We start from the raw sequence: 20,152 nt of genomic DNA, 5'->3' as shown, positions 1-20,152 counted from the left end.
CGCACCCAGCATTATTAATCAAATTAAACTTTAAAATAGGAAGTCTCTAAACATTGACTAATAGTGGCTACGACAGATTGGGAGAGTGCAGGCAAATCGTAGCCACCTTCTAACCCAAATAAAATTCGACGGGTGATCCTTAAACAATAGTTGGTAAATACACCGTAATCTTGGGGTTGGAGATTAATCATTGCTAGTGGATCAGCTGCATTAGCATCATAACCAGCACTAACTATTAATAAATCTGGTTGAAAGTCTGACAGAAAGGGTACAACCTTTTTTTCAAAAATAGGTTGGTATACTCCAATATCATTACCAGGTGGTATCGGTAAATTCAGGACATTGCGATGAAAACCTTTTTCTGTTGCTTTACCAGTTCCTGGATAACAAGGGTATTGATGGAGTGAACAATAGGCTATTTGAGGGTTAGTTTCCACAATTGCTTGCGTGCCATTACCATGATGCACATCCCAGTCTAAAATGGCAACGCGGTTAATATCTGGTTGTTTCAGGGCATAAAAAGCAGCGATCGCAGCATTAGCAAATAAACAAAACCCCATACCATATTCTCTTTCAGCATGGTGTCCTGGTGGACGTGCTAACACAAAAGCGGGTTCGCCAGTTTCTCGGACGATATCTACTCCATCCAGCCAAGCACTCACTGCTAGTAATGCTACATCATAACTACGGGGAGACACTGCTGTATCTGTATCCAAGTAACCACCACCATTAGAGGCTATTTCTTGGACTGTTTTAATATAGCTTTGGCTGTGTGCCTCCTCAATTAGCGAGATTAAAGGACGATCTACCACTGCTGTAGGCGATCGCCATTCAATTTGTGAAGCAAACGTTGCAACTTTTAAAGCGCTAGTAATGGCACTTAAGCGTTCTGGTTTTTCAGGATGGAGATATCCGGTTTTGTGATCTAGAAATTCGTCCGAATAGATAACTGGCAACATAGTCCAAGCAAAATTGGCATATGGATACTGATTGCAATTGTATCTTTACTAGTCTTTTGTGAAACCAACGATTTCATCGGTTGGTTCATCAAGCATTTCTGGTACCACTGCTTGGTTATTCTTGAGTTCATCCGGCGGTAACTCCCGCAAAACATCATCCATTTTTGGGGGATGTTTGATTTTGTCAAGCACCTCTGGACTGAGTTGTGTTTCATCTCCTGCGGGACTAGATTGTTCGGCTTGTTCAGGAACGGTTTCCTTACTCATGGGAGTAATTTTCTTTTTATCCACCATTAATCTTTAAACTAAAACTTCACATCCCAAGCATCTTAGTCTGTGCTGAGAGGAGATACACACTATCTTGAGTATTAACTTAACTTAACCAATTAAGCTAGGTTTAATCTTGACATTTGTCTTATTTTTACAGGTGTGCAAGATAAATTAAAATTTCTTTAATCAAGTAGATGACAATTGACACAAAAAGCGTCAACATCTCCTATCTCGTTTTTCACTACGGTAACTAGTACAGTGCAACCAAAGCAGCGTCAAAGATTAGATCAAACTCAACGTTGGGCATTTTCGCAATTATTCGGACTCACAAGGCGTAATCCTTTCATGATTTCCCGTTGGGTTTTGCGTTGGGTACTGGTAGGAATTGTTGGTGGCTTATTTGCTGCTTTATATTGGAATATACTAGAAATCTCAACTAACACGCTACAAAAATTACCTGGTTGGGGTGTGTTGCTGTTAATGCCATTAGCGGGATTAATTGTCGGTTTAGTAATTCATTTTCTTGGTAATCCTGGAGAAATTGGCGTTATTATAGATAACATTCATTTCCGCAGTGGACGTTTGGATATTAGCAAAAATCCTGCCATGATTCTTGCTTCTTTAGTTGGGATTTCGGCAGGTGGTAGCGCTGGACCAGAAGCACCACTAGTACAGGTAACAGGTTCGTTTGGGACTTGGATTAGCGATCGCCTTCAACTTCAAGGTGAAGATGTCCGCAATATGAGTCTAGCGGGGATGGCAGCAGGTTTTACTGCCTTATTTGGCGCACCTCTTGGCGGTGCGGTGTTTGCTTTAGAGATCTTGCATCATCAGTATGTAGTGGAGTACTACCAAGCACTGATGCCAGCTATTGTTTCTAGTTGTGCTAGTTACTTAGTGTTTGCGTTAATTACGCATTTAGGAATCGCACCGATTTGGTATTTACCCCAGTATAGTTTAGAAAGCATTAATGATGTTTTGTTTGCTATCCTCTTCGGGATGATTGGGGCCTTAGCAGGATGGATATTTATAGGCATTTTTCACGGATGCGATCGCTTATTTGCCCGTATTCCTGGCCCAGTTTATCTTCGCACAACTTTAGCAGGACTGGCTTTAGGAATCTTAGCATTCTCATTACCGCTAACTCGTTATTTTGGACATGATCAGTTAGCATTCATCGCTAATACTAGCTTTTCTGGCGTTTTGCTGTTGAGTTTAGCCTTGGGTAAAATGGCTGCCATTGGTGTTACCGTAACAGGTGGATGGCCTGGTGGATTTATAATTCCTCTATTTTTTATTGGCGCTTGTCTTGGTAAAGCAATAGCGGTTTTTGTTCCTGGAATTAACCCTTCTCTATCTATGATTTGTGTAATGGCAGCTATTAACGCCGCAGTCACACGTACACCAATCAGCACAACTTTACTGCTGTCAAAACTGACTAATTTCGCTCCCTTAACACCAATTCTTTTTGCAAGTTTAATTGGATTCTTTTTTGCTCCGAAAATTCCTTTAATTGCATCTCAAATTAAGTCTAAGCAGGATGGCTCGTAAACTTTCCCTCTCAATCAAAACCGCGACTGTTAAGAGGTTGTTGGGACGCACCACAGCAGCAAATGATGACAACTATCCGCCTTGGGATTCAGCACCAGGAAGAAACCCTGTCTCTTTAAGCAGTAGCTGTAGTTTTAAATGAGGAAGTTTCGTGTCTTTTTTGTTATTTCTCCATATATCAAAATAGAAGTTTCGCATCAGCGCAATGATGCTGCGGTACTTCACTATGCTGGCAACATAGAATTCATCTAGCTTCATGATTCCATCAGCATGTATCTGCTCGATGTTGTCGAGTAATAGAGACCCCAGTTCATAATGTTGTAAACCTTCTTTTATGCCATATTTTTCCATTATTGTGCGTTTATCGTTCTCCGAACATGAGTCATACGATGCTCGAATAAAGTGGCTAAGATTCCGCAGGATTTCTCCGTAGTCGTAAAATGTGTTCTCCTTAAAGAAAGATTCTTCATCCTTCGTCAACGTAAAACTCTTGTCAAGTGCCAAACCAAAATCGGTTAAATAGATCTGCTCGCCATCGGTGAGGACGTTGCGAAAATGTGCGTCGAAGTGGATGATTTCCTTCGTCCTCAAAAAGGCAATTGTCCTACGCAAGTCATCCAGAGGTTTCTGGAGTTTGTTAGGGTTTTCCCGCAGCCATGTTTCCAGAACATGTGGTATGTACTCCAGGAACAGAGCTAACTCATGGTTGGCGTTCGCTCTGTCTAACATATAATTGCCGACGTTCGCACTATTTCCCCAGTATTCCACAAAGCCTTTTAGACACTTCCTATCCACGTCCACACGCTGCCCAGAGAACGGAATAATCCGATAATGGTACATCAGTGGGAAGGTGGCGATCGCTCCCTCTAATACCCAGTTGGTGGTTTTGATATGTGTCACGAGTTCACGGAAGACCCCTAAACCAGCGACCCCTAAACCAGCAGAACCGAGTCCGTAATTAAAGTAAGTCGGCAGATCATAGAGATTTTTGGTAGAGAACAAGTTGTCATATTCGATGTTTGTCACTGGAATGCGTTTCACGAAGACTTTGGATTCTCCAAGAACTATAGTTTGAGTTAGTCCCCAACCCAAACTTGACTGATTATCGTCAAACAGAGAACGCAGTTGTGCATTATCTAATTGAGCAATCTGTGAACTGAGGTTGAAGTATTTTTTCCTTCTAAGTTCTGAAGAGCTGAAACTAACTTCCACTATCATTCCTCTATCAGCTGTTTTAGTTCATTAATATTGATCGCTTGCAGGTATTTTGCTAGTATCTGGACTTGATGATGAGCGATCGCACATTGCTGCTATCTCTACAATCACGACTTTGTTGGCGAATTCAAAAAAATCCAATACTGTTGTTATGCTGCTATACACGCACTATTTTGCAGCAACAAACTCATCTACCGTCAGTCCAGCACTACGGATAAGACTCCGCAAAGTTCCTTTTGCTACTTCGCGATGGTCAGGAACCGAAAGCGTTACTGGCTCATCATCCTTAACCATAATAATGTGACTGCCAGTCTGACGGACAACATCCCAACCAAACGATTCAAAGATACGCACAACCTCACGCCCACTTAAAACTGGAAGAGCAGATCCCATGACTACGCTATAACCTCAACTTGGCGAGTCTCTACAGTTAGCGGTATACCACGTTCTGCACGAACTTGAAGACAAGCAGCGATCGCATCCTTAATATTCTCAATGGCTTCCTCTTTACTATGTCCTTGGCTAACACAACCAGGAATACTGGGACACTCTACAATCCAAATTCCGTCCTCATCCCGGTCAAGTGTCACATTAAACTTCATCAATTGCTCCTAGCGTTTGTTCGTTTTAACTCTAGCTACTTCTAATCATAAATATATTCTGATAAAGGTAGCGATCAGATCTTGCTGACTACTGCTTAGGTTTTCAACCGAGCGATCGCTTGCAGGTATTTTGCTAGTATCTGAATTTGTTTATGAGCGATCGCGCATTGTATGATACTACACCTCAGAACAATAATCAGGCAATTTGAAGCGTACTTGGGTTAGGAATAAATTCACCTTCTGTTTGCCAAGCTTCTAAGTACATTTCAATTACTTCCTCACCGTTATGTATTGCTTCTAGCTAGGTTTTTCAATCATATTTTGGCGATCGCTATTCTATCAAAAGCGACCGCTTATAGGTATTTTGCTAGTATTTGAAGTTGTTTATGAGCGATCGCACGCTATAATCTTGGCTTGGTTAATTACTTTAGTAAACGGATAAAACCCGCTTGCTCAAAATGTTTATCAGTTGTCAAAGCTTCCTGAATTCCTAATTGTTGCATCACAACGAAAGATGTACAGTCAACTAATGACCAAGCTTTGTCTAGTCTACTTTTGCATAATTCCCAACCCAGAGCATCAGTCACATCGTCAATGTGAATAATCTCAACATAAGCTACTGTTTTAATAGCATCAACAATTTCAAAGATACGTAAACGAGACACCCGAAGTGGGCTATTCAATAATGCTACTAATTCAGAAATTACATAATTTGTTGTATAAATTCTTCTGTGTTGTTGAAAAGCTAAACGAAAATGCTGCTCTGCCTGTGGATAGTGAGGTTGAGTGTGAATAAAAAGACTTGCCCAACCCGACGTATCAACAAACAAACTACTCATCCCCTCTTAGCTCCTGATAAAGAGCTTGTCCTATATAGTAGTCATGATTTTCTGCTAAATCCGAAACATCTACACTAACGGAGCCAATTAGTCGTAGAAGCGGATCTGTTTGCACTTGCTGTGCTGAGTTCTCTGGAAATAGAGTCGTTAACTGCTGTGATAGTACTTGTAACACGACTTCTTCTGGAGATTTATTTAAACGTTCTGCTTGAGCAGTCAGTACTTGCTCTAAATCATCTGGAAGCGTAATCGTGAATGTTTTAGCCATAGCTCCTCCTTTGGTCTGGATTGCACCTATTCTAATTGATCACAATAGCTCTAAGCTTCCAGAGATGTATCCTGTTCACGAGGACTTGGGGATCTCAATTGAGCGATCGCTTACAGGCAGTTTGCTAGTATCTGGACTTTATGATGGGCGATCGCTTTCTGGTGTTGCAATCTCATACTGGTTTACGTGCAATGAAGGCGGTATGGGCTTTTGGCAGTTCGTATTGATCATAACTACGCATGATTTGAATCTGGAAACCTACTTGACGAAGTTTTCCAGCAATATCTTTTACTGCTTCACACCCTTCATCGATAAACCAATCCGCTTCAATTTCTCATTCACTTCCATCACTCTGACTTTCACAACTTGTCCCACTTTCACGATTTTCTTCGGATCATCGACAAATCTATCAGCAAGTTGAGAAATATGCACCAAACCATCCTGGTGAACACCAATATCTACAAATGCGCCAAAATTCGCCACATTTGTCACAATACCTTCTAATTCCATCCCTTCTTTCAAATCAGAAATTTCTTTAATTCCCTCTTGGAAAGTGGCATACTTAAACTCGGCACGGGGATCTCTGCCTGGTTTTTCTAGTTCTTTGAGGATGTCGCGGAGGGTGGGTTCACCAACGGTTTCGGTGACGTATTTTTTCAGGTTGGCTTTGTTGAGTTTTTCGGCAACTTCGGTAACTTTTTGTAAGTTTACACCTAAATCATGAGCGATCGCTTCCACAACTGCATAACTTTCTGGATGCACGGCGGTATTATCTAGAGGGTTTTTCCCGTTGCGAATCCGTAGAAATCCTGCTGCTTGCTCAAACGCCTTTGGTCCTAACTTAGGAACTTTCAGCAGTTCCCGACGATTTTTAAAGGCTCCATTTTGGTTGCGATAGGTGACAATGTTATTAGCAACCGTAGGTGTAATCCCGGAGACAAAAGTTAAAAGTTCCTTGGAAGCAGTATTCAAATCTACGCCGACGTAGTTAACGCAACTTTCGACTGTTTCGTCTAGTTTCTTTTTCAGCAATTTCTGATCTACGTCGTGTTGATATTGTCCCACACCAATAGATTTCGGGTCTATCTTCACCAGTTCTGCTAGGGGATCTTGCAAGCGGCGACCGATACTAATTGCGCCACGTACGGTAACATCTAAATCAGGGAATTCTTGGGCTGCAACTTTGCTAGCGCTATATATAGATGCACCAGATTCGTTGACTATAACTTTGATTGGTTTGCGTTCCAAACTTTGCAATACTTGGGCGACAAACTCATCTGTCTCGCGGGAAGCTGTACCATTACCAATAGCGATTAACTCTATCTTGTATTTTTCAATCAGATTTTTCAGTGTTTGTGCAGCTTTGAGGCGCTGTTCGGCTGCTTGATGGGGAAATACTGCTTGATATTCTAAGAATTTCCCAGTTTCATCCATTATAGCAACTTTACACCCAGTTCTAAAACCTGGATCGATCGCCATTGTTGGTTTCATCCCCGCAGGTGCAGACAGCAGTAACTCCCGCAAGTTTGCTTCAAATGTCTTAATCGACTCAACATCGGCGTATAACTTCTTCTCTGAGATGACCTCGCTGATCAAGGAAGTTTTCATCAGACGGTTGAATGCATCTTTAAGCATTTCCTGGTAAAATTTGCGGATAGGACGATGTTTAGAGCTAATTTCCTGGGATTCTAAATAGGAAAGCACCACATCCTCATCAAAGCTAATCCCAAAACTCAACACCTCTTCATTTTCACCGCGACACAGTGCAAGTAGATTGTGGGGTGCAATATTCTTAACTTTGATTTGATAATTGCGGTACATCTCAAATTTAGTCGTACCTTCAGGATGTTCATCTTTAATCCGTGAGGTAAATATTCCTTCCTCTAGCAAATATTCACGCAGATATGCGCGTAACTCTGCTTTTTCTGCTACTTCCTCAGCTAGGATATCAGAAGCACCTCTTAGCGCTTCTTCTGGTGTTTTCACTCCTTTTTCTTCAGAAACATACTTCGCTGCTGCGTCTTCCAAAGATGTAGGTGCAGCATTTTTGTGATTCAGCGATTTGATCAATTCAGCTAGCGGTTCTAGTCCTTTTTCTCTGGCGACAGTAGCGCGGGTGCGGCGTTTCGGACGGAAGGGTAAATATAAATCTTCGAGTTCCGTTTTTTGTAGACAAGCTTCGATTTTTGCTTTGAGTTCGTTTGTGAGTTTACCTTGCTCGGCGATCGCATTCAAAATTGTCGATTTTCGTTCTTCTAGTTCGCTTAAGTAGGTATGTCTATCTGCTAAATCGCGCAGCTGGACTTCATTCATTTCTCCAGTGCGTTCTTTACGGTAACGTGAAATAAAGGGAATTGTTGCACCCTCTGCCAATAGTTCCAGCGCATTTTGCACCTGATAGGCTTTGAGGTTGAGTTCAGTTGCTAGTAATTGAGGAATGTTCAGCATTGGGTGTCTGTCAGAAAAGCTACTCAATCAAGGTAATACCTTAGATAGCTTTGATGATGCAAGCGTATGATGGTAATATAATATATTAGACTTTTTTGTAATTATTATTAATGGTGTTGTTGTTTATTAGTAGCACATTGTGGCTTAAAAAAAGCGTGAATGTATAATTGCTACACGTTTTTAAACAATAGCTCCAATATTCAATTACTAAAAATTTAGCGCTTCTGGTTTAGTTCAGAGGTGAAAGAAAAATGGCTTTGTTGTTTGTGATACCACTTTTTACTGGTCTAGTAGCTGGCTACATCTTCAAAAAAAGTACCGATGAAATTGGTCAGATTATAGGTGTAGTAGCAGCTATTAGCCTAGCTTTAGGATTGATATTAGCGCCTTGGCAAGTACAGGTTTTGTTGCTAATCGTCGTTTTTGTTAGTACAAAAAAACTCCTACAACAAAACGAGTACAAACTCAAGCAGCAGGAAAAATATCAAGAACAACTAAACAAGAATCAGAATCAGGAATTAATTAGTTCTCAACCTCAAGAAATTGATAATGAAGCAACACTTAAGTATCGCGGTAGTAACTACCAAGCACCAGATGTGAATTTTGAAATTCAAGAGGGAGAAGTTGTTGGGAGGTATCGTGGGATTCCTTGGAGAATGCATCAAGTAGTTAATACACCCAGAAGTATGGAATGATTTTATTGGTCATTTGTCATCCGCAATTATTTTTGTTCGTACATTTGTTTATGTTTTGCTAAAAGCTGGAGATATTTCTTGTTAGTTTTAGCTTGTATCCACTTTTGGTTAAAAAATTTTGCCGATTCAGCCTTAACAGGGTCTACTTCGTAAGGTAAAATTTCTGTTCGTGCTTGCTTTTGTGCTTCTGCTGAATTTTCCTTTTGTGGATTTGTTTTATATTTTTTGCCACTTTTGTGGTTTGCATAACGGCGCGAGCCTCCTTCAGAGGAGCTTCGCTAACGCGTGTAACCCATTTGTAAAAATTTCCGCGCCATATCAGCACCTACAAAATCATCTTGTTCAAGGTAAGCTAAAAACATTTGATAGATTTTTTCGCTAGATTCTCTAGCGATATCTGGTGTTTTGAAACGCCAATAGGGCAAAATTTCCGATTTATATGGTTCTACTAAAAGTACACCTTGCTCACCTTTGCCAACACAATACAACTCAGGGTGTTGTCGAAAATTAATATTTTGAAAGTCTAATGAATAGTCAAATACCATGTTAGATTTTTATTATTAAAAATAGACTTTCAAAAAATATTTGTCATCTATCCGCAAAAGTAAATTTTACTAAAATTAATGATATCTAGCACTGACTCTCTCAACACTATTCTGACTCCCGGAGACTTGCGTCGTGTACATCATATTGCTTTGAATGTCCAAGATATGCAAGCTTCGCGCAACTTCTACGGTAATATTCTGGGTTTACACGAATTAACAGGTGATGAGGTTCCAGAAACATTAAAAGATTTAGTCACGCAGGGAAAAGTCGCTAACTTTGTTACTCCTGATGGGACTATCCTAGATTTATTCTGGGAACCGAAATTATCACCGCCAGATCCTAATCCAGAAATCACTTTTACCAGAGCTTATCATCTAGCTTTCGACATAGATCCCTTGAGTTTTGATCGCGCTGTTGAAGTACTCAGACAAAATCAAATTGCGATCGCACACGGGCCAGTCACTCGTCCCACCGGACGAGGGGTTTATTTTTATGACCCCGATGGCTTTATAATCGAAATCCGTTGCGATCCAAATAGTTAGTGAATAGTTGATAGTCGTTAGTGCTAAATAACAAATGACAAATAACAAATGACAAAAATACAAATTTTCCAAGTTATTGAACAAGCAATCACAAAACCTCCAATCCCACACGAACCAGCAAGACAATCATTAAAAGCTTGGGCGATGTATTGCTTGCGAGACAGAGGTTTTAAGGTGGTGTATGCTCAAAATTCAGATTTTGCTATTGAAATCAAGGGTGGCGAAAAAATTTATTTTAAAGTAGCAAATACTGACGATAATTTAGATCATCAATTTGGTTGGATAGTTTGGGATAGTACGACGAAAACTGCTAGCCTTGTTCCTCGACAATAGTAACTGAAAACATAAAGTCTCAAAGGGAATGGAGAATTGGGAACAGAGGGTTCCCTATTTTCTGTCCCTTATTTTGTAAAAAATGAAAGGGTAAGGGGTGTTTCTTCCATCTCTTTCCCTTTTCTTTTTGTCTTTAAACGAGAAGTAGTGCTTACCCTATAAAGTTTTATTAAAATTGAATTTATGCTACAGGCTAGCTAAATTACAATCTAGTGGGCGTTCTATGTCATCTTCACCCAGGTATTCACCATTTTGAATTTCCAGAATAATTAGTGGAATAAATCCAGGATTTTCTACTTTGTGAAGTGTGGCTGGAGGAACAAAAGTTGATTGATTTTTGTTCAGTAATTTTTCCTCTTGACCACAAGTAACCTTTGCTGTACCAGAAACAATGACCCAGTGTTCACTGCGGTGATAATGAATTTGTGGTTTAATGCCTTGCTTTGGCTTAATTTCAATACGATTAATACTGTAGTTTTTCCCTTTTTCTATAACTTCTACTTTACCCCAATATCGGGTATCAGTATGTAAAGAAGATTGATAAACTGGCAACTGAGTATTACTGCTTTCATTCTGGTTCATAACTAGTTTCTCAACTAGACAGCTATTACCATTCTTCTCTACTGTTAGGTAAAAATGTTGAGTGCTACAGAAATTTTAACTACATTTTTTGTAATGAATTTAAGGGAACTTCAGCATTTAACCATTCAAGGAAATTTTGGTTGATTTGTGTGGGTGAAATTTCAGCAATAAAGTTAGTGTAATTAATCTGTTGATGAATCACTCCTTCAATTTGTTCCCGATAACCTGCTTGAGTTTTCACAACTAGCACCATTTCTGGCTCTTCTGTAATTTCTCCTTTCCATATGTAAGCACAAGTAATTGGAAACCAATTGACGCAAACAGCTAATTTTTGTTCCAATAAAGCACGACCGATTTGACGTGCTTCATCTGCATTATTTAGGGTAATGTAGTAAAGTTTCATTTCCAATAAATTTGTTTTTTTTGTGATCTAGATGCTTGACTTTTATGAAAAAATGCGCTTTCAGTATAATTAAGTTTTAATCTTAATAAAGTTTGCGATCGCTACTTTTGTCGAGTATTAGATCTCCTTATCATATCTATTGATTTGACAACTGGTAGAGTAGGAACAACTGTGATTAATTGCAAAAGTGTCACATCGCCTCTAGTTTGTCGCCCTCTGCTGCATCTTAATTTATTTTCAATAATAAATAATAATAGACCATTGTTGTTACTTACAGTACAGGCTATACAGCTAGTTATGGGTTTGAGGACGAGGATGAATCTATCCGGTCAAAATCTTTAATCTATCTTTAATCTAAATGTTGCAGAATCAAAAAGTGTCTAACTATAGTGCAGTTAAAGGTAAAAGTAGCCAAAATTAATAGTAGGTATCTATGAGAGATTTGATTTATGAAACGCTTACTTGTTCATTTGGTAGTTTTAGTTAGTACACTCAGCGTTATTCCGAGTGCTTATGCTAACCCAGTGAATACTCCAATCACCAATCGAAGTCATCGAGCTGGTTTTTTAGTTACCAAACCAGTGACGATTAAGAATAACTGGGGTAATGTCAGTAACCGAAATAATAGTCTCAGACAAACTGCTGGTTCAATTTCAGTCGTCAGACAGCAGGGATGCACAAAAATTGACCCACTTGAAATAATTCAGAATCCTGGTTTAATCATCAAGGAATGCGAAGAACGAAAAAATCAAACTCCTGAGTATCTCCAGCCAATAGAGTATTTCAAGACTCCAAAACAAATCAATTCTGGTGTTAATGTTACGGTTACTAAATTTTGACTTCACCAAATTAGTTAAAATAACTAAAATTCTGATAGATATTAGATTTATTGTAGGGGCATACAGATGTACGCCTCTACCGATGTCTTTGGATGATAAAAAATGAAACGCTGTAACTAATTTTGCTAATTGAGTAAATAAATCAAAGTCATATCACAAACTTTTCAAAATGGTTTTATGATTTTCTCTGCTCAACTTTAGTAACCAAATATTCTGCCATTTCAATAGCAACTATAATCAATTCTTGCTCTTGCTGACCTTTAGCTCCTTCGTCACTTACAGTTGCATAAATATGAGGATTAGAAAGCATACTAGCTAATAACTGTGTAGCAATTTGTTTGACTTCCTTGGCTTTGGATTGCATCTTTATTATGCTCCCATATTAATAATACTAATTCCCAGAAATTACACTAAATATTGAAAGACAATTTTTCATGCCAAAAAAATTGTTTGACTCCTAAGCAAAAATCCACTAATTTAGTTTTACTTTTAAAGTAAAACAACAATGTGAGGAAGTTGTGAGGTAAGCTAAAGCATATTGAGATATAAGATTAGTAATTTAATTTTTCATGTTACATAATCATTGGAATACAACTCTCTATGAGGATCAACACGGATTTGTTTGGCAGTATGGCGAAGATTTGCTCAACTTACTTTCTCCCCAAGTAGGCGATCGCATTCTGGATCTAGGCTGTGGTACAGGACAGTTGACTGACAAAATTGCTACTCATGGCGCTGAAATCATGGGGATTGATTATTCTCCCGCCATGATTGAAAAAGCGAGACAAAACTATCCGCATTTGCAATTTGATGTTGCTGATGCTAGGAACTTTCAAGTTGAACAGCCATTAGATGCGATTTTTTCTAATGCTGCACTACACTGGGTCAAAGAAGCAGAAGCTGTTGTCAATTGTATTGACAAAGCCTTAAAATCAGGTGGCAAGTTCGTAGCTGAATTCGGTGGTAAAGGAAATGTCAAAGCCATTGTTCAGGCCTTGGAAGATGCTTTGGTGGAACTGGGTTACAATTCTCCAGGCACAATTAATCCCTGGTATTTTCCGAGCATTAGTGAGTATGCAACGTTACTAGAAAAACAAAATCTCGAAGTAACCTATGCTACCTTATTTGACAGACCAACTCCTTTAGAATCTGGTAATACAGGTATGGCGAACTGGCTACAAATGTTCTTCACCAGTCAATTTTTAACAGGAATTTCTCCTACACAACAAGCAAAAATCATCCAAGCCGTTGAAGAACGTTTGCAGCCTGTATTGTATAAAGATGGTAGGTGGTGGGCAGACTATCGTAGAATTCGCGTAGTTGCTATCAAGCATAGATGAGATGAAGTTTTACAAATATCATGCTCTCGGTAACGATTATTTAGTAATTAATCCTCAAGATTTACCGTTTGCGCTCACACCTGAGAAAATCAAAGCAATTTGTCATCGTCATTTCGGAATTGGTTCCGACGGTATTTTATTCGGACCATTACCTTCAGAAATTGCAGAGTTTGCACTTCGTATTTTCAATCCTGACGGTAGTGAAGCAGAGAAAAGTGGTAATGGCTTGCGTATTTTTTCCCGCTACCTCTGGGATTTAGGATTAGTGAACAAAGAATCTTTTACAATTCAAACCCTTGGTGGAATCGTGCGTTCTCTAGTCAAGAATGCAGGAAAAACCGTTCAGGTGGAAATGGGGAAAGTTAGCTTTTGGAGTGATGAGATAGCAGTTGTTGGCGATCGCGCAGAAGTTATCAAAGAATCAATCTGTGTTGATGACCAAACTTTTTCTTTCTGTGCTGCGACGATTGGAAATCCACACTGCGTAATTCCTTTACCAGAAGTAACACCCACTCTGGCCAAACAATACGGGCCAAAGCTAGAAATCCATCCACTGTTTCCCAAACGAATTAATGTTCAATTCATGAAAGTTCTGAATAGAAATCAAATACAAATCGAAATTTGGGAACGTGGAGCAGGTTACACCCTAGCTTCCGGTAGTAGCAGTAGCGCCGCCGCCGCAGTTGCCTATAAACTGGGTTTATGTGACGCTGATATTACAGTACAAATGCCTGGTGGTTTGATTGATATTCAAGTCAAAAACGACTTCACAATTATTATGACAGGCTCCGTCACTAAAATATCTCAAGGAAATCTATCCGAGGAATTGTTTGCGTATTACAACAACCCCCGATAATGAATAAAAACCAAAATCACCGCCCATGATCCCAACGCGACTTTGACTGCAACTAACATATTCAGCAAAGGGAGAACTCCACCACTCAAAAGTGTTCCCAATTCTCCGTGTGGTAGTTCCAATCCTATCAGAGTGATAACCGCCAACACAATGAAAATCAGAACCGAAACCTTTTCCCATGTAGCAGCGTGCCAGCGTTGGTAGATTGCTTGCATCCACTGCGATGATGAGGTGATCGCCACTAGCCCAATCGCTGTTCCGCCTGCTACCCCAGCTGCAAAACCACCACCGGGACTCAGATGTCCCCGAATCGCCAGTTCTATACCCACCAGCGCGGCAATAGTTGCTCCCAAACGTGCTAAAACAATAGATGTCTGATCGCTGAACTGATAGATTGTGCAGGATGGTCTTTCATTTGCCAACAAAAAATTGGCTCCCAAGATGGCGATCGAAAATACTACCACTTCAAAAATCGTGTCATACAGTCGATTCCGGAAAATGATACCCGAAACCGCATTCGGTACCCCACTATCTTGGACAACCGCTTCCACAATCGAGAAAGATAAGTCCGGTGTCGGATTGGGTACTAGCAGCATTTTGACAAACAGCGCTATTCCAGCTGCAATATAGACCCATTTCATGGCTGCGTCTCCTCTAAGTATGGTATATTTACGTAGGTAAGAACTGTTTTAGGTGACGAAAGCTCGGTTTGGATAATATCGTAGATGCGTTGCACCCTAATTGTGGTGTGATAGGGCTGGTTGTTTACCCCTGCATAGTCTTGTTCGTTGTGTGCCGATTGAGGCTGTCGGGTACAGGTGGCATGTATTTCTTTTTCCATCAGCGCCCGTTGCAAAGCCTGGATGTCGTTGTAGGTAACTAGTTCTAGGCGCATATAGCGTTTTCTAAAAATTGTGCGTAAGTCATCTATGAGTTGCCCAAACAGGCGATCGCCCTCTGTTTCCATCGTCCCGTCTTCGAGTACACCTAGACGCAATACCAGCGATGAACGCACCGTCACTGCATATAGCGTAATTGCCAGCAGGGTTCCCATCAACGCTTCGGTCAAAGCCACATCCGCCGCCCCTAAAACCGCATATACCAAGGCTGCTAATGCTCCCAGTATTCCCCGGATGATCAATGCATGGTATGGATTGACCTGAAATACCAGCATACAGGCAGCCAACGGCAGCAAGGCGATGATCATATAAATATAGCTATCATTCATGGTCAGCCTCACTATTGGACTCAGTAGTGGAACAGTATGCCAATACATACCCCAGCATCGTGTTCCAAATTGCTAAGGAAATTATCGCCAGGATGAGTAGCGGCCATTCACCAGGTATTTTTAGTAGCAGTCCGATGATGATTGCGATCGATCCCAGGGTATCCGCCACTGAAAGACTATGCAGCTTAAATAATACCGATCGCTTGCCGAGAAGATGGGAGGTTCCCCAAAACCAGAAGATGATTCCTAAGCCGATGCAGGTATAGCTCAATGCGTTTATCATACTTCTCTCATTCTTTTGATAATATGTGCCAGCAGCATTAATCCAGCATTACCCACACTCAGGATAATCACTGCCACAACACCGATCATCCAATCATCACGCAAAACTGATACTGTGAGGATCATGATTGCTGTCTTAGTAGCAATACTTGCAAATGCCAACATTGTCTGCCAGATATCTTCATCCTTCCAGGCTTCGTACATGGGTATGAGCAGGGCTATAATCATCGCAATGAGAATCAGGTTCATGTTCATGTTTGTTTCCGGCGTCGTACTCGATGTACTTCGTACCAACCCTCTTGCTGGTATTTCAAGACAATGGTTTTGGGTGTAAAGGTAATTAGGAATATATCCAGGAAGATCAGCCGGGGCGATCTTCGTGCTTTAACTCTTTCTAGGGTGACATCTTCGTGGTTATGCGGACGCAGGATGAGTTCAAATGCCTCAACATATGCCAGTGGAATCGCCATGATGATCTTACGCAGCACTCGTAGCCAATCCTGTAATGCTTCCGGGGTTGTGTAGCTGCGCGGTAGTAAGAAGGCGACGCTGACGCCGATGATAATATTTGCCACGCTTAAATTGGCAGTAAGCAAAAACCAGATAGCCAGTCGCAATATCAGATGCCCAATCATGCAAACACCATCCAGAACAGCAAGATCAACATTAAACTCATCACACCGACCAGGTGGTCAAATTGCTCAAGTACACGTGGTAGCTTGATTACTGACCGTTGAAAAATCAAAAAATACGCCAACCATCCAAGGGCGATAGTTGCCAAGGGTTTGATGATATTTGTCACGGTGTACGCTTCGTAATACACAATATTTGCTGCAAACAGCGCACCGATCAGCAATATCACTGCTGGCCAGAAACCTGGTTTGACATCTGTTTTTCCTCCACGTGGCAAAAATATGAATTTGGCAAACGATATAGCTGTTCCCAGTGCTGCAATGTTCATCCCAATAACTTGCCAGGGTAGCAAATTCTTCATTGTCAACACCTTTGCCCCAAAACCAGACAATAAGGGAAAGCCCGATATTGAGAAGCTAGCCATGACTAGGGCAATCCAGATCCCAGTACCAATCGGCTTATGTTGCAGTTCCTTAAGGTTCCGACTTGGTAAGACACCCGCTATCAAGAAGAGTGCTGATTTGACAAGTCCATGGGTCAGCGCATAAAAGCCCCCCACTTCAGGCGCAGCCAGGATAAAGCCTAACTGCGAAACAGTATGAAACGCCAACATGCGCTTGGTATCTTTTTCAAAAATTGCATAAAGCACCCCCAAAACAGCTGTCCCAACTCCGAAGATGCGGATGATCGGATCAAGTTCATCTAAGATCAAAGCACAACGCACAAGCGGAAGGACTCCGGTTTTGACCACAACTCCCGACAGCAATGCTGACACAGGTGTTTCTGATTCCGAGTGAGTCAAGGGTAGCCACAATCCCGATACAAAGATCCCCCCTTTTACCAACAGTCCCAAAAAGATCAAGGCAAGTGCTTCGGTTGGTGCATCGCGCAAACCTGCAAAACCAAACGAATGATGCGTCTGATAGACCAACACCGCGCCCACCAGATAAAAAAGCATTGCTACGTTACTGACAAAAAGATAGCGCAAGGCAACCCAAATCGACCGATCAGTCCGGGGATAGGCAATCAACAGAAACGCTGCAATCCCAATTACCTCTAACGCCACGTATAAACTAATAAAATCCGAACAGACAAATGCAGCATTAACACTGCCATGCAAAATGATGGTCTGTGCGTAAAAAAAAGCTGTCTTAGTGCTATGCCAACAATAGAAAATAACCGCAATTGTTACCAGGGCATTAGTCAATATAAAGTAGCCAGTCAACTGATCGATAACTAATGTTACGCCGAAATGATCGAGTAACTCCAATGTCAGTGGTGTTGGCGTCAGCTTTTTGGAAGCATAGGGGATAAATAGCTGTAACGCATATCCAACAGAAGCAATACCTACACCCAAGGCGAGGTAACGGTCAAGTTTGGGGAGCAAATAAATCGTGAATCCCAAAAAAAATGGTAGTGCAATCCAGGCGATCGTCATGGTACTCATGGCGTATTGTTCTTCTCGATCTCGTTTGTTTCCAAAGTCGGATTATCTCTTGCCAATTTCATAACACCGACCAGCATTAACGCCTGAATCGAAAAGCCGATCACAATTGCCGTCAATATAACCGCCTGGGGGACAGGATCGGCATAAGCAGCATTTTTGACCTTTGACAAAATTGGTGTAGATAGGCCATCTCGCGATGCAACTAGTACGTAATAGGCGATAACCCCCGTACTCATGACATCCATAGAGATGATTTTCATCACAAGGTTCTTTTTCAAAATGATGCCGAAAAATCCGCATAATACTGTCGCAAATATGCACGCTTCTAACACGGGAATTGCCTGTTGAGTAGGTGTTGGTCTTAATTGTTTTTGAAAAAATACACTATTTATGTAGGACTTTGAAAATTCCTCACCTCAAATATAATCAGACTTAGGTCAATGACCAATAAACACATCAATATGGGTAGTTCACAAATCTATGAAACAAAATTCAATCACAAAGGTCATAAAAGATTTATTCATCTTCGTCGAAAATCTTCAGATCATCTGATGCAAATGAATAAAAATATAGGCACCAAAAACGAGAATATAGTTGTATTCTTTGAGACTAGTTTCATCACATACCTCATTTAACGCAGATCAATTATTAATTTGATGTAAAAGTAACTATACATAAGTATTTTTGCTTTTTTTTGCACAGTTTGTTATAAAGTTCCATCCGATTTTCAATAGATAACCATTGATTTAAATCTATGCTAATTACTCCATCCCTTTATGAATGGGGTTTTATAACGTTTCATGAGAATTTTGATACGTTTGGCACTCACCCCGATTAAGACGCAAAAGGAAACTATTATGAAAAGGCCATTACAATCTGGTCTATTTAAATTCACCACAGTAATGCTGATCAGTTTTTCAGTGTTGCTCCTGTTTTGGCTCGCCTCCCCATTACCAAAGACACTCGCTAAACCAGAAACTAAAATCTTTGAACAAGTTTGGCAAACCATTAATGATAACTTTTACGATTCAAAATTTAACGGTGTGGACTGGAAAGCAATGCGGGAAAAGTATAAATCTCAAGCCACACAAACCAAATCTAGCCAAGAATTTGCAGCAATTATCAATCAGATGCTTGACGAATTACAAACTTCTCACACCCACTACTACACCCAAGATGAGCCTGCTTATTATCAGATTTTGGGTATTTTTGTAACCAGAAGTGGTGAATTACAAAAACAGTTAGCAAAATTTCTTCCGAAAGGCAAAATAGAATACACTGGCATTGGTGAATTCACTAAAAATATCAACGGCAAAACATATGTTAGCGCCATTATTGAAAAAAGTCCCGCCGCCGCCGCTGGGTTAAAAATTGGCGATCAAATCCTCAGTGTTGATGGTCGTCCCTATCAACCCATACAATCTTTTCAAGGCAAAGCAGGAGAAGAAGTCAAATTATTAATTCAGCGTTCAGCTAAAACAAATAGTCAAACAGAAATTACGATCGCACCCAAAATTTTTGATGCTAAAACCATGTTTATCGATGCTCAACAAGCCAGCATCCAGAACATACAACGCCAAGGTAAAAAAATTGGCTACATCCATATTTGGTCACACGCAGCCAACGAAGACCAACAGCAACTGCAATCAGAAATTATTTATGGTCGCCTCAAAGATGCAGATGGATTGATATTAGATTTTCGAGACGGTTGGGGTGGGGGAGATGTCAATTCTCTTAACCTCTTCACTGCTCAAGTAGGACCAAGTGTCACTAGTATTGCCCGTAATGGTAAAAAATATACTTATATATCCCAGTGGAAAAAACCAGTGGTTATGGTGATCAACGAAGGAAGCAGAAGCAGCAAGGAAATTTATGCTTATGGCTTTCAGCAACATAAAATTGGGCCTGTAATTGGTACCAAAACAGCCGGAGCAGTAGTTGCTGGTCGTCCTTTTTTCATGGAAGATGGTAGCTTACTTTACGTAGCAGTGGCAGATGTATTTGTAAACGGAAATCAGAGATTAGAAGGTAAAGGCGTTACACCAGATATTAATGTTCCCTTGCCATTAGAATATGCTCAAGGTGCAGACCCACAAAAAGAACGAGCCATAGAAACTGTACTAGGGGCTATTAAGCCGTTTGCGGAATATTGAAAAAATTGGGATGCTCTTGTTCGGTGTTCCCTGAGCTAAAAGCAATGGGATATTTTTTTTACTTGGAACCCACATTCCGCACTTCAAATTGAAGTACAAAGAGATTACATCATGAGAAAAG

Annotated in this window: 27 protein-coding genes and 2 pseudogenes; 8 read left to right on the top strand and 21 right to left on the bottom strand. The window is 40.5% G+C overall.

Annotated features, from left to right (window positions below; all coding sequences use genetic code 11):
- Window positions 1–23 precede the first annotated feature (23 nt).
- Together AC5JMK_RS01030 and AC5JMK_RS01025 are read right to left on the bottom strand one after the other, a co-directional pair.
- A complete protein-coding gene (locus AC5JMK_RS01030; protein ID WP_495909179.1) occupies window positions 24–959 on the bottom strand; it encodes a histone deacetylase family protein in 936 nt (311 codons plus the stop codon).
- A 48-nt stretch (window positions 960–1,007) separates the two neighbouring features.
- The gene (locus AC5JMK_RS01025; RefSeq protein ID WP_495909178.1) at window positions 1,008–1,226 is read right to left on the bottom strand and encodes a hypothetical protein; all 219 of its coding nucleotides are present in this window, start codon (window positions 1,224–1,226) and stop codon (window positions 1,008–1,010) included.
- A 261-nt stretch (window positions 1,227–1,487) separates the two neighbouring features.
- Between AC5JMK_RS01025 and AC5JMK_RS01020 the strand changes: the two genes are divergently transcribed.
- Window positions 1,488–2,780, top strand: coding sequence for a chloride channel protein (locus AC5JMK_RS01020; RefSeq protein WP_495909202.1), 1,293 nt, complete (start codon window positions 1,488–1,490; stop codon window positions 2,778–2,780).
- A gap of 72 nt (window positions 2,781–2,852) precedes the next feature.
- Here the strand turns inward: AC5JMK_RS01020 and AC5JMK_RS01015 are convergent, their stop codons facing one another.
- The 8 genes and pseudogenes from AC5JMK_RS01015 to AC5JMK_RS00980 form a co-directional block, all read right to left on the bottom strand.
- On the bottom strand, window positions 2,853–3,992 hold the full coding sequence (locus tag AC5JMK_RS01015) for a hypothetical protein (protein ID WP_495909177.1): 1,140 nt from the start codon (window positions 3,990–3,992) through the stop codon (window positions 2,853–2,855).
- Between the two features lie 30 nt (window positions 3,993–4,022).
- Window positions 4,023–4,160: a hypothetical protein gene (locus AC5JMK_RS01010; RefSeq protein WP_495909176.1), complete on the bottom strand. Its 138-nt coding sequence runs from the start codon at window positions 4,158–4,160 to the stop codon at window positions 4,023–4,025.
- A 3-nt stretch (window positions 4,161–4,163) separates the two neighbouring features.
- On the bottom strand, window positions 4,164–4,388 hold the full coding sequence (locus tag AC5JMK_RS01005) for a type II toxin-antitoxin system HicA family toxin (protein ID WP_096677785.1): 225 nt from the start codon (window positions 4,386–4,388) through the stop codon (window positions 4,164–4,166).
- A gap of 2 nt (window positions 4,389–4,390) precedes the next feature.
- Complete coding sequence (locus tag AC5JMK_RS01000; RefSeq protein ID WP_096677784.1) at window positions 4,391–4,597, bottom strand: type II toxin-antitoxin system HicB family antitoxin; 207 nt, start codon at window positions 4,595–4,597, stop codon at window positions 4,391–4,393.
- A 196-nt stretch (window positions 4,598–4,793) separates the two neighbouring features.
- Window positions 4,794–4,895, bottom strand: a pseudogene (locus tag AC5JMK_RS00995) (type II toxin-antitoxin system HicB family antitoxin); the annotation flags it as partial.
- Window positions 4,896–5,019: 124 nt separating this feature from the next.
- The gene (locus tag AC5JMK_RS00990) at window positions 5,020–5,436 is read right to left on the bottom strand and encodes a type II toxin-antitoxin system VapC family toxin (protein WP_495909175.1); all 417 of its coding nucleotides are present in this window, start codon (window positions 5,434–5,436) and stop codon (window positions 5,020–5,022) included.
- Entirely contained in the window at window positions 5,429–5,704 is a 276-nt protein-coding gene (locus AC5JMK_RS00985; RefSeq protein WP_096677782.1) for a hypothetical protein, read from the bottom strand. Before AC5JMK_RS00985 ends, AC5JMK_RS00990 begins: the two co-directional genes overlap by 8 nt.
- Window positions 5,705–5,992: 288 nt before the next feature.
- Window positions 5,993–8,152, bottom strand: coding sequence for a Tex family protein (locus tag AC5JMK_RS00980; RefSeq protein ID WP_096677781.1), 2,160 nt, complete (start codon window positions 8,150–8,152; stop codon window positions 5,993–5,995).
- Between the two features lie 251 nt (window positions 8,153–8,403).
- On the opposite strand from AC5JMK_RS00980, the gene AC5JMK_RS00975 reads away from it, so the two are divergent.
- On the top strand, window positions 8,404–8,847 hold the full coding sequence (locus AC5JMK_RS00975; RefSeq protein WP_096677780.1) for a DUF4278 domain-containing protein: 444 nt from the start codon (window positions 8,404–8,406) through the stop codon (window positions 8,845–8,847).
- Between the two features lie 26 nt (window positions 8,848–8,873).
- Here the strand turns inward: AC5JMK_RS00975 and AC5JMK_RS00970 are convergent.
- Window positions 8,874–9,392, bottom strand: a pseudogene (locus tag AC5JMK_RS00970) (DUF4385 domain-containing protein).
- 78 nt (window positions 9,393–9,470) lie between these two features.
- Here AC5JMK_RS00970 and AC5JMK_RS00965 point away from each other — a divergent pair.
- Together AC5JMK_RS00965 and AC5JMK_RS00960 are read left to right on the top strand one after the other, a co-directional pair.
- Complete coding sequence (locus AC5JMK_RS00965; protein ID WP_096677779.1) at window positions 9,471–9,935, top strand: VOC family protein; 465 nt, start codon at window positions 9,471–9,473, stop codon at window positions 9,933–9,935.
- A gap of 48 nt (window positions 9,936–9,983) precedes the next feature.
- Window positions 9,984–10,268, top strand: a complete 285-nt coding sequence (locus AC5JMK_RS00960; RefSeq protein ID WP_495909174.1) for a hypothetical protein — start codon at window positions 9,984–9,986, stop codon at window positions 10,266–10,268.
- Window positions 10,269–10,454: 186 nt separating this feature from the next.
- Here the strand turns inward: AC5JMK_RS00960 and AC5JMK_RS00955 are convergent, their stop codons facing one another.
- Both AC5JMK_RS00955 and cutA read right to left on the bottom strand, forming a co-directional pair.
- Window positions 10,455–10,850, bottom strand: coding sequence for a cupin domain-containing protein (locus tag AC5JMK_RS00955; RefSeq protein WP_096677777.1), 396 nt, complete (start codon window positions 10,848–10,850; stop codon window positions 10,455–10,457).
- A gap of 79 nt (window positions 10,851–10,929) precedes the next feature.
- Window positions 10,930–11,253 (bottom strand): divalent-cation tolerance protein CutA, encoded by a 324-nt coding sequence (gene cutA, locus AC5JMK_RS00950; RefSeq protein ID WP_096677776.1) that lies wholly within the window; start codon window positions 11,251–11,253, stop codon window positions 10,930–10,932.
- Window positions 11,254–11,702: 449 nt separating this feature from the next.
- Between cutA and AC5JMK_RS00945 the strand changes: the two genes are divergently transcribed.
- Entirely contained in the window at window positions 11,703–12,092 is a 390-nt protein-coding gene (locus AC5JMK_RS00945; protein WP_096677775.1) for a hypothetical protein, read from the top strand.
- A 175-nt stretch (window positions 12,093–12,267) separates the two neighbouring features.
- Here the strand turns inward: AC5JMK_RS00945 and AC5JMK_RS00940 are convergent, their stop codons facing one another.
- Window positions 12,268–12,456 carry a hypothetical protein gene (locus AC5JMK_RS00940; RefSeq protein WP_096677774.1) on the bottom strand — a complete coding sequence of 63 codons (189 nt, stop codon included), beginning with the start codon at window positions 12,454–12,456 and terminating at the stop codon, window positions 12,268–12,270.
- A gap of 205 nt (window positions 12,457–12,661) precedes the next feature.
- Between AC5JMK_RS00940 and AC5JMK_RS00935 the strand changes: the two genes are divergently transcribed.
- Both AC5JMK_RS00935 and dapF read left to right on the top strand, forming a co-directional pair.
- Window positions 12,662–13,432: a class I SAM-dependent methyltransferase gene (locus AC5JMK_RS00935; RefSeq protein ID WP_495909173.1), complete on the top strand. Its 771-nt coding sequence runs from the start codon at window positions 12,662–12,664 to the stop codon at window positions 13,430–13,432.
- Between the two features lies 1 nt (window position 13,433).
- The gene (gene dapF / locus AC5JMK_RS00930; RefSeq protein ID WP_495909172.1) at window positions 13,434–14,288 is read left to right on the top strand and encodes a diaminopimelate epimerase; all 855 of its coding nucleotides are present in this window, start codon (window positions 13,434–13,436) and stop codon (window positions 14,286–14,288) included.
- Here dapF and AC5JMK_RS00925 read toward each other — a convergent pair.
- From AC5JMK_RS00925 to AC5JMK_RS00895, 7 genes are read right to left on the bottom strand one after another with little or no spacing between them, the layout of a single operon-like run.
- On the bottom strand, window positions 14,270–14,929 hold the full coding sequence (locus tag AC5JMK_RS00925; protein ID WP_096677771.1) for a Na(+)/H(+) antiporter subunit B: 660 nt from the start codon (window positions 14,927–14,929) through the stop codon (window positions 14,270–14,272). The genes dapF and AC5JMK_RS00925 overlap by 19 nt on opposite strands.
- Window positions 14,926–15,516 (bottom strand): DUF4040 domain-containing protein, encoded by a 591-nt coding sequence (locus tag AC5JMK_RS00920; protein WP_096677770.1) that lies wholly within the window; start codon window positions 15,514–15,516, stop codon window positions 14,926–14,928. Before AC5JMK_RS00920 ends, AC5JMK_RS00925 begins: the two co-directional genes overlap by 4 nt.
- Window positions 15,509–15,799, bottom strand: coding sequence for a monovalent cation/H(+) antiporter subunit G (locus AC5JMK_RS00915; RefSeq protein ID WP_096677769.1), 291 nt, complete (start codon window positions 15,797–15,799; stop codon window positions 15,509–15,511). The genes AC5JMK_RS00920 and AC5JMK_RS00915 overlap by 8 nt, the downstream gene beginning before the upstream one ends.
- The gene (locus AC5JMK_RS00910; RefSeq protein ID WP_495909171.1) at window positions 15,796–16,053 is read right to left on the bottom strand and encodes a hypothetical protein; all 258 of its coding nucleotides are present in this window, start codon (window positions 16,051–16,053) and stop codon (window positions 15,796–15,798) included. The genes AC5JMK_RS00915 and AC5JMK_RS00910 overlap by 4 nt, the downstream gene beginning before the upstream one ends.
- Entirely contained in the window at window positions 16,050–16,433 is a 384-nt protein-coding gene (locus AC5JMK_RS00905) for a Na+/H+ antiporter subunit E (RefSeq protein WP_495909170.1), read from the bottom strand. The genes AC5JMK_RS00910 and AC5JMK_RS00905 overlap by 4 nt, the downstream gene beginning before the upstream one ends.
- Entirely contained in the window at window positions 16,430–17,878 is a 1,449-nt protein-coding gene (locus tag AC5JMK_RS00900) for a cation:proton antiporter (protein ID WP_495909169.1), read from the bottom strand. The genes AC5JMK_RS00905 and AC5JMK_RS00900 overlap by 4 nt, the downstream gene beginning before the upstream one ends.
- Window positions 17,875–18,210, bottom strand: coding sequence for a cation:proton antiporter subunit C (locus AC5JMK_RS00895; RefSeq protein ID WP_096677766.1), 336 nt, complete (start codon window positions 18,208–18,210; stop codon window positions 17,875–17,877). Before AC5JMK_RS00895 ends, AC5JMK_RS00900 begins: the two co-directional genes overlap by 4 nt.
- Window positions 18,211–18,735: 525 nt before the next feature.
- On the opposite strand from AC5JMK_RS00895, the gene AC5JMK_RS00890 reads away from it, so the two are divergent.
- Window positions 18,736–20,031, top strand: a complete 1,296-nt coding sequence (locus AC5JMK_RS00890; protein WP_096677765.1) for a S41 family peptidase — start codon at window positions 18,736–18,738, stop codon at window positions 20,029–20,031.
- Window positions 20,032–20,152: the final 121 nt, after the last annotated feature.

It is taken from the genome of Pelatocladus sp., assembly GCF_059505505.1.
This window is presented reverse-complemented; position numbering and strand designations above follow the sequence as displayed.

Coding starts and splice junctions, on each gene's coding strand:
- AC5JMK_RS00975 (WP_096677780.1), top strand. CDS start 8,404: ATGGCTTTGTTGTTTGTGATACCACTTTTTACTGGTCTAGTAGCTGGC.
- AC5JMK_RS01000 (WP_096677784.1), bottom strand. CDS start 4,597: ATGAAGTTTAATGTGACACTTGACCGGGATGAGGACGGAATTTGGATT.
- AC5JMK_RS00900 (WP_495909169.1), bottom strand. CDS start 17,878: ATGAGTACCATGACGATCGCCTGGATTGCACTACCATTTTTTTTGGGA.
- AC5JMK_RS00955 (WP_096677777.1), bottom strand. CDS start 10,850: ATGAACCAGAATGAAAGCAGTAATACTCAGTTGCCAGTTTATCAATCT.
- AC5JMK_RS00905 (WP_495909170.1), bottom strand. CDS start 16,433: ATGATTGGGCATCTGATATTGCGACTGGCTATCTGGTTTTTGCTTACT.
- AC5JMK_RS01030 (WP_495909179.1), bottom strand. CDS start 959: ATGTTGCCAGTTATCTATTCGGACGAATTTCTAGATCACAAAACCGGA.
- AC5JMK_RS00960 (WP_495909174.1), top strand. CDS start 9,984: ATGACAAAAATACAAATTTTCCAAGTTATTGAACAAGCAATCACAAAA.
- AC5JMK_RS00945 (WP_096677775.1), top strand. CDS start 11,703: ATGAAACGCTTACTTGTTCATTTGGTAGTTTTAGTTAGTACACTCAGC.
- AC5JMK_RS00980 (WP_096677781.1), bottom strand. CDS start 8,152: ATGCTGAACATTCCTCAATTACTAGCAACTGAACTCAACCTCAAAGCC.
- cutA (WP_096677776.1), bottom strand. CDS start 11,253: ATGAAACTTTACTACATTACCCTAAATAATGCAGATGAAGCACGTCAA.
- AC5JMK_RS00920 (WP_096677770.1), bottom strand. CDS start 15,516: ATGAATGATAGCTATATTTATATGATCATCGCCTTGCTGCCGTTGGCT.
- AC5JMK_RS00915 (WP_096677769.1), bottom strand. CDS start 15,799: ATGATAAACGCATTGAGCTATACCTGCATCGGCTTAGGAATCATCTTC.
- AC5JMK_RS00990 (WP_495909175.1), bottom strand. CDS start 5,436: ATGAGTAGTTTGTTTGTTGATACGTCGGGTTGGGCAAGTCTTTTTATT.
- AC5JMK_RS01005 (WP_096677785.1), bottom strand. CDS start 4,388: ATGGGATCTGCTCTTCCAGTTTTAAGTGGGCGTGAGGTTGTGCGTATC.
- AC5JMK_RS00965 (WP_096677779.1), top strand. CDS start 9,471: ATGATATCTAGCACTGACTCTCTCAACACTATTCTGACTCCCGGAGAC.
- dapF (WP_495909172.1), top strand. CDS start 13,434: ATGAAGTTTTACAAATATCATGCTCTCGGTAACGATTATTTAGTAATT.
- AC5JMK_RS00890 (WP_096677765.1), top strand. CDS start 18,736: ATGAAAAGGCCATTACAATCTGGTCTATTTAAATTCACCACAGTAATG.
- AC5JMK_RS00940 (WP_096677774.1), bottom strand. CDS start 12,456: ATGCAATCCAAAGCCAAGGAAGTCAAACAAATTGCTACACAGTTATTA.
- AC5JMK_RS01025 (WP_495909178.1), bottom strand. CDS start 1,226: ATGAGTAAGGAAACCGTTCCTGAACAAGCCGAACAATCTAGTCCCGCA.
- AC5JMK_RS00935 (WP_495909173.1), top strand. CDS start 12,662: ATGTTACATAATCATTGGAATACAACTCTCTATGAGGATCAACACGGA.
- AC5JMK_RS00910 (WP_495909171.1), bottom strand. CDS start 16,053: ATGAACATGAACCTGATTCTCATTGCGATGATTATAGCCCTGCTCATA.
- AC5JMK_RS00925 (WP_096677771.1), bottom strand. CDS start 14,929: ATGAAATGGGTCTATATTGCAGCTGGAATAGCGCTGTTTGTCAAAATG.
- AC5JMK_RS00985 (WP_096677782.1), bottom strand. CDS start 5,704: ATGGCTAAAACATTCACGATTACGCTTCCAGATGATTTAGAGCAAGTA.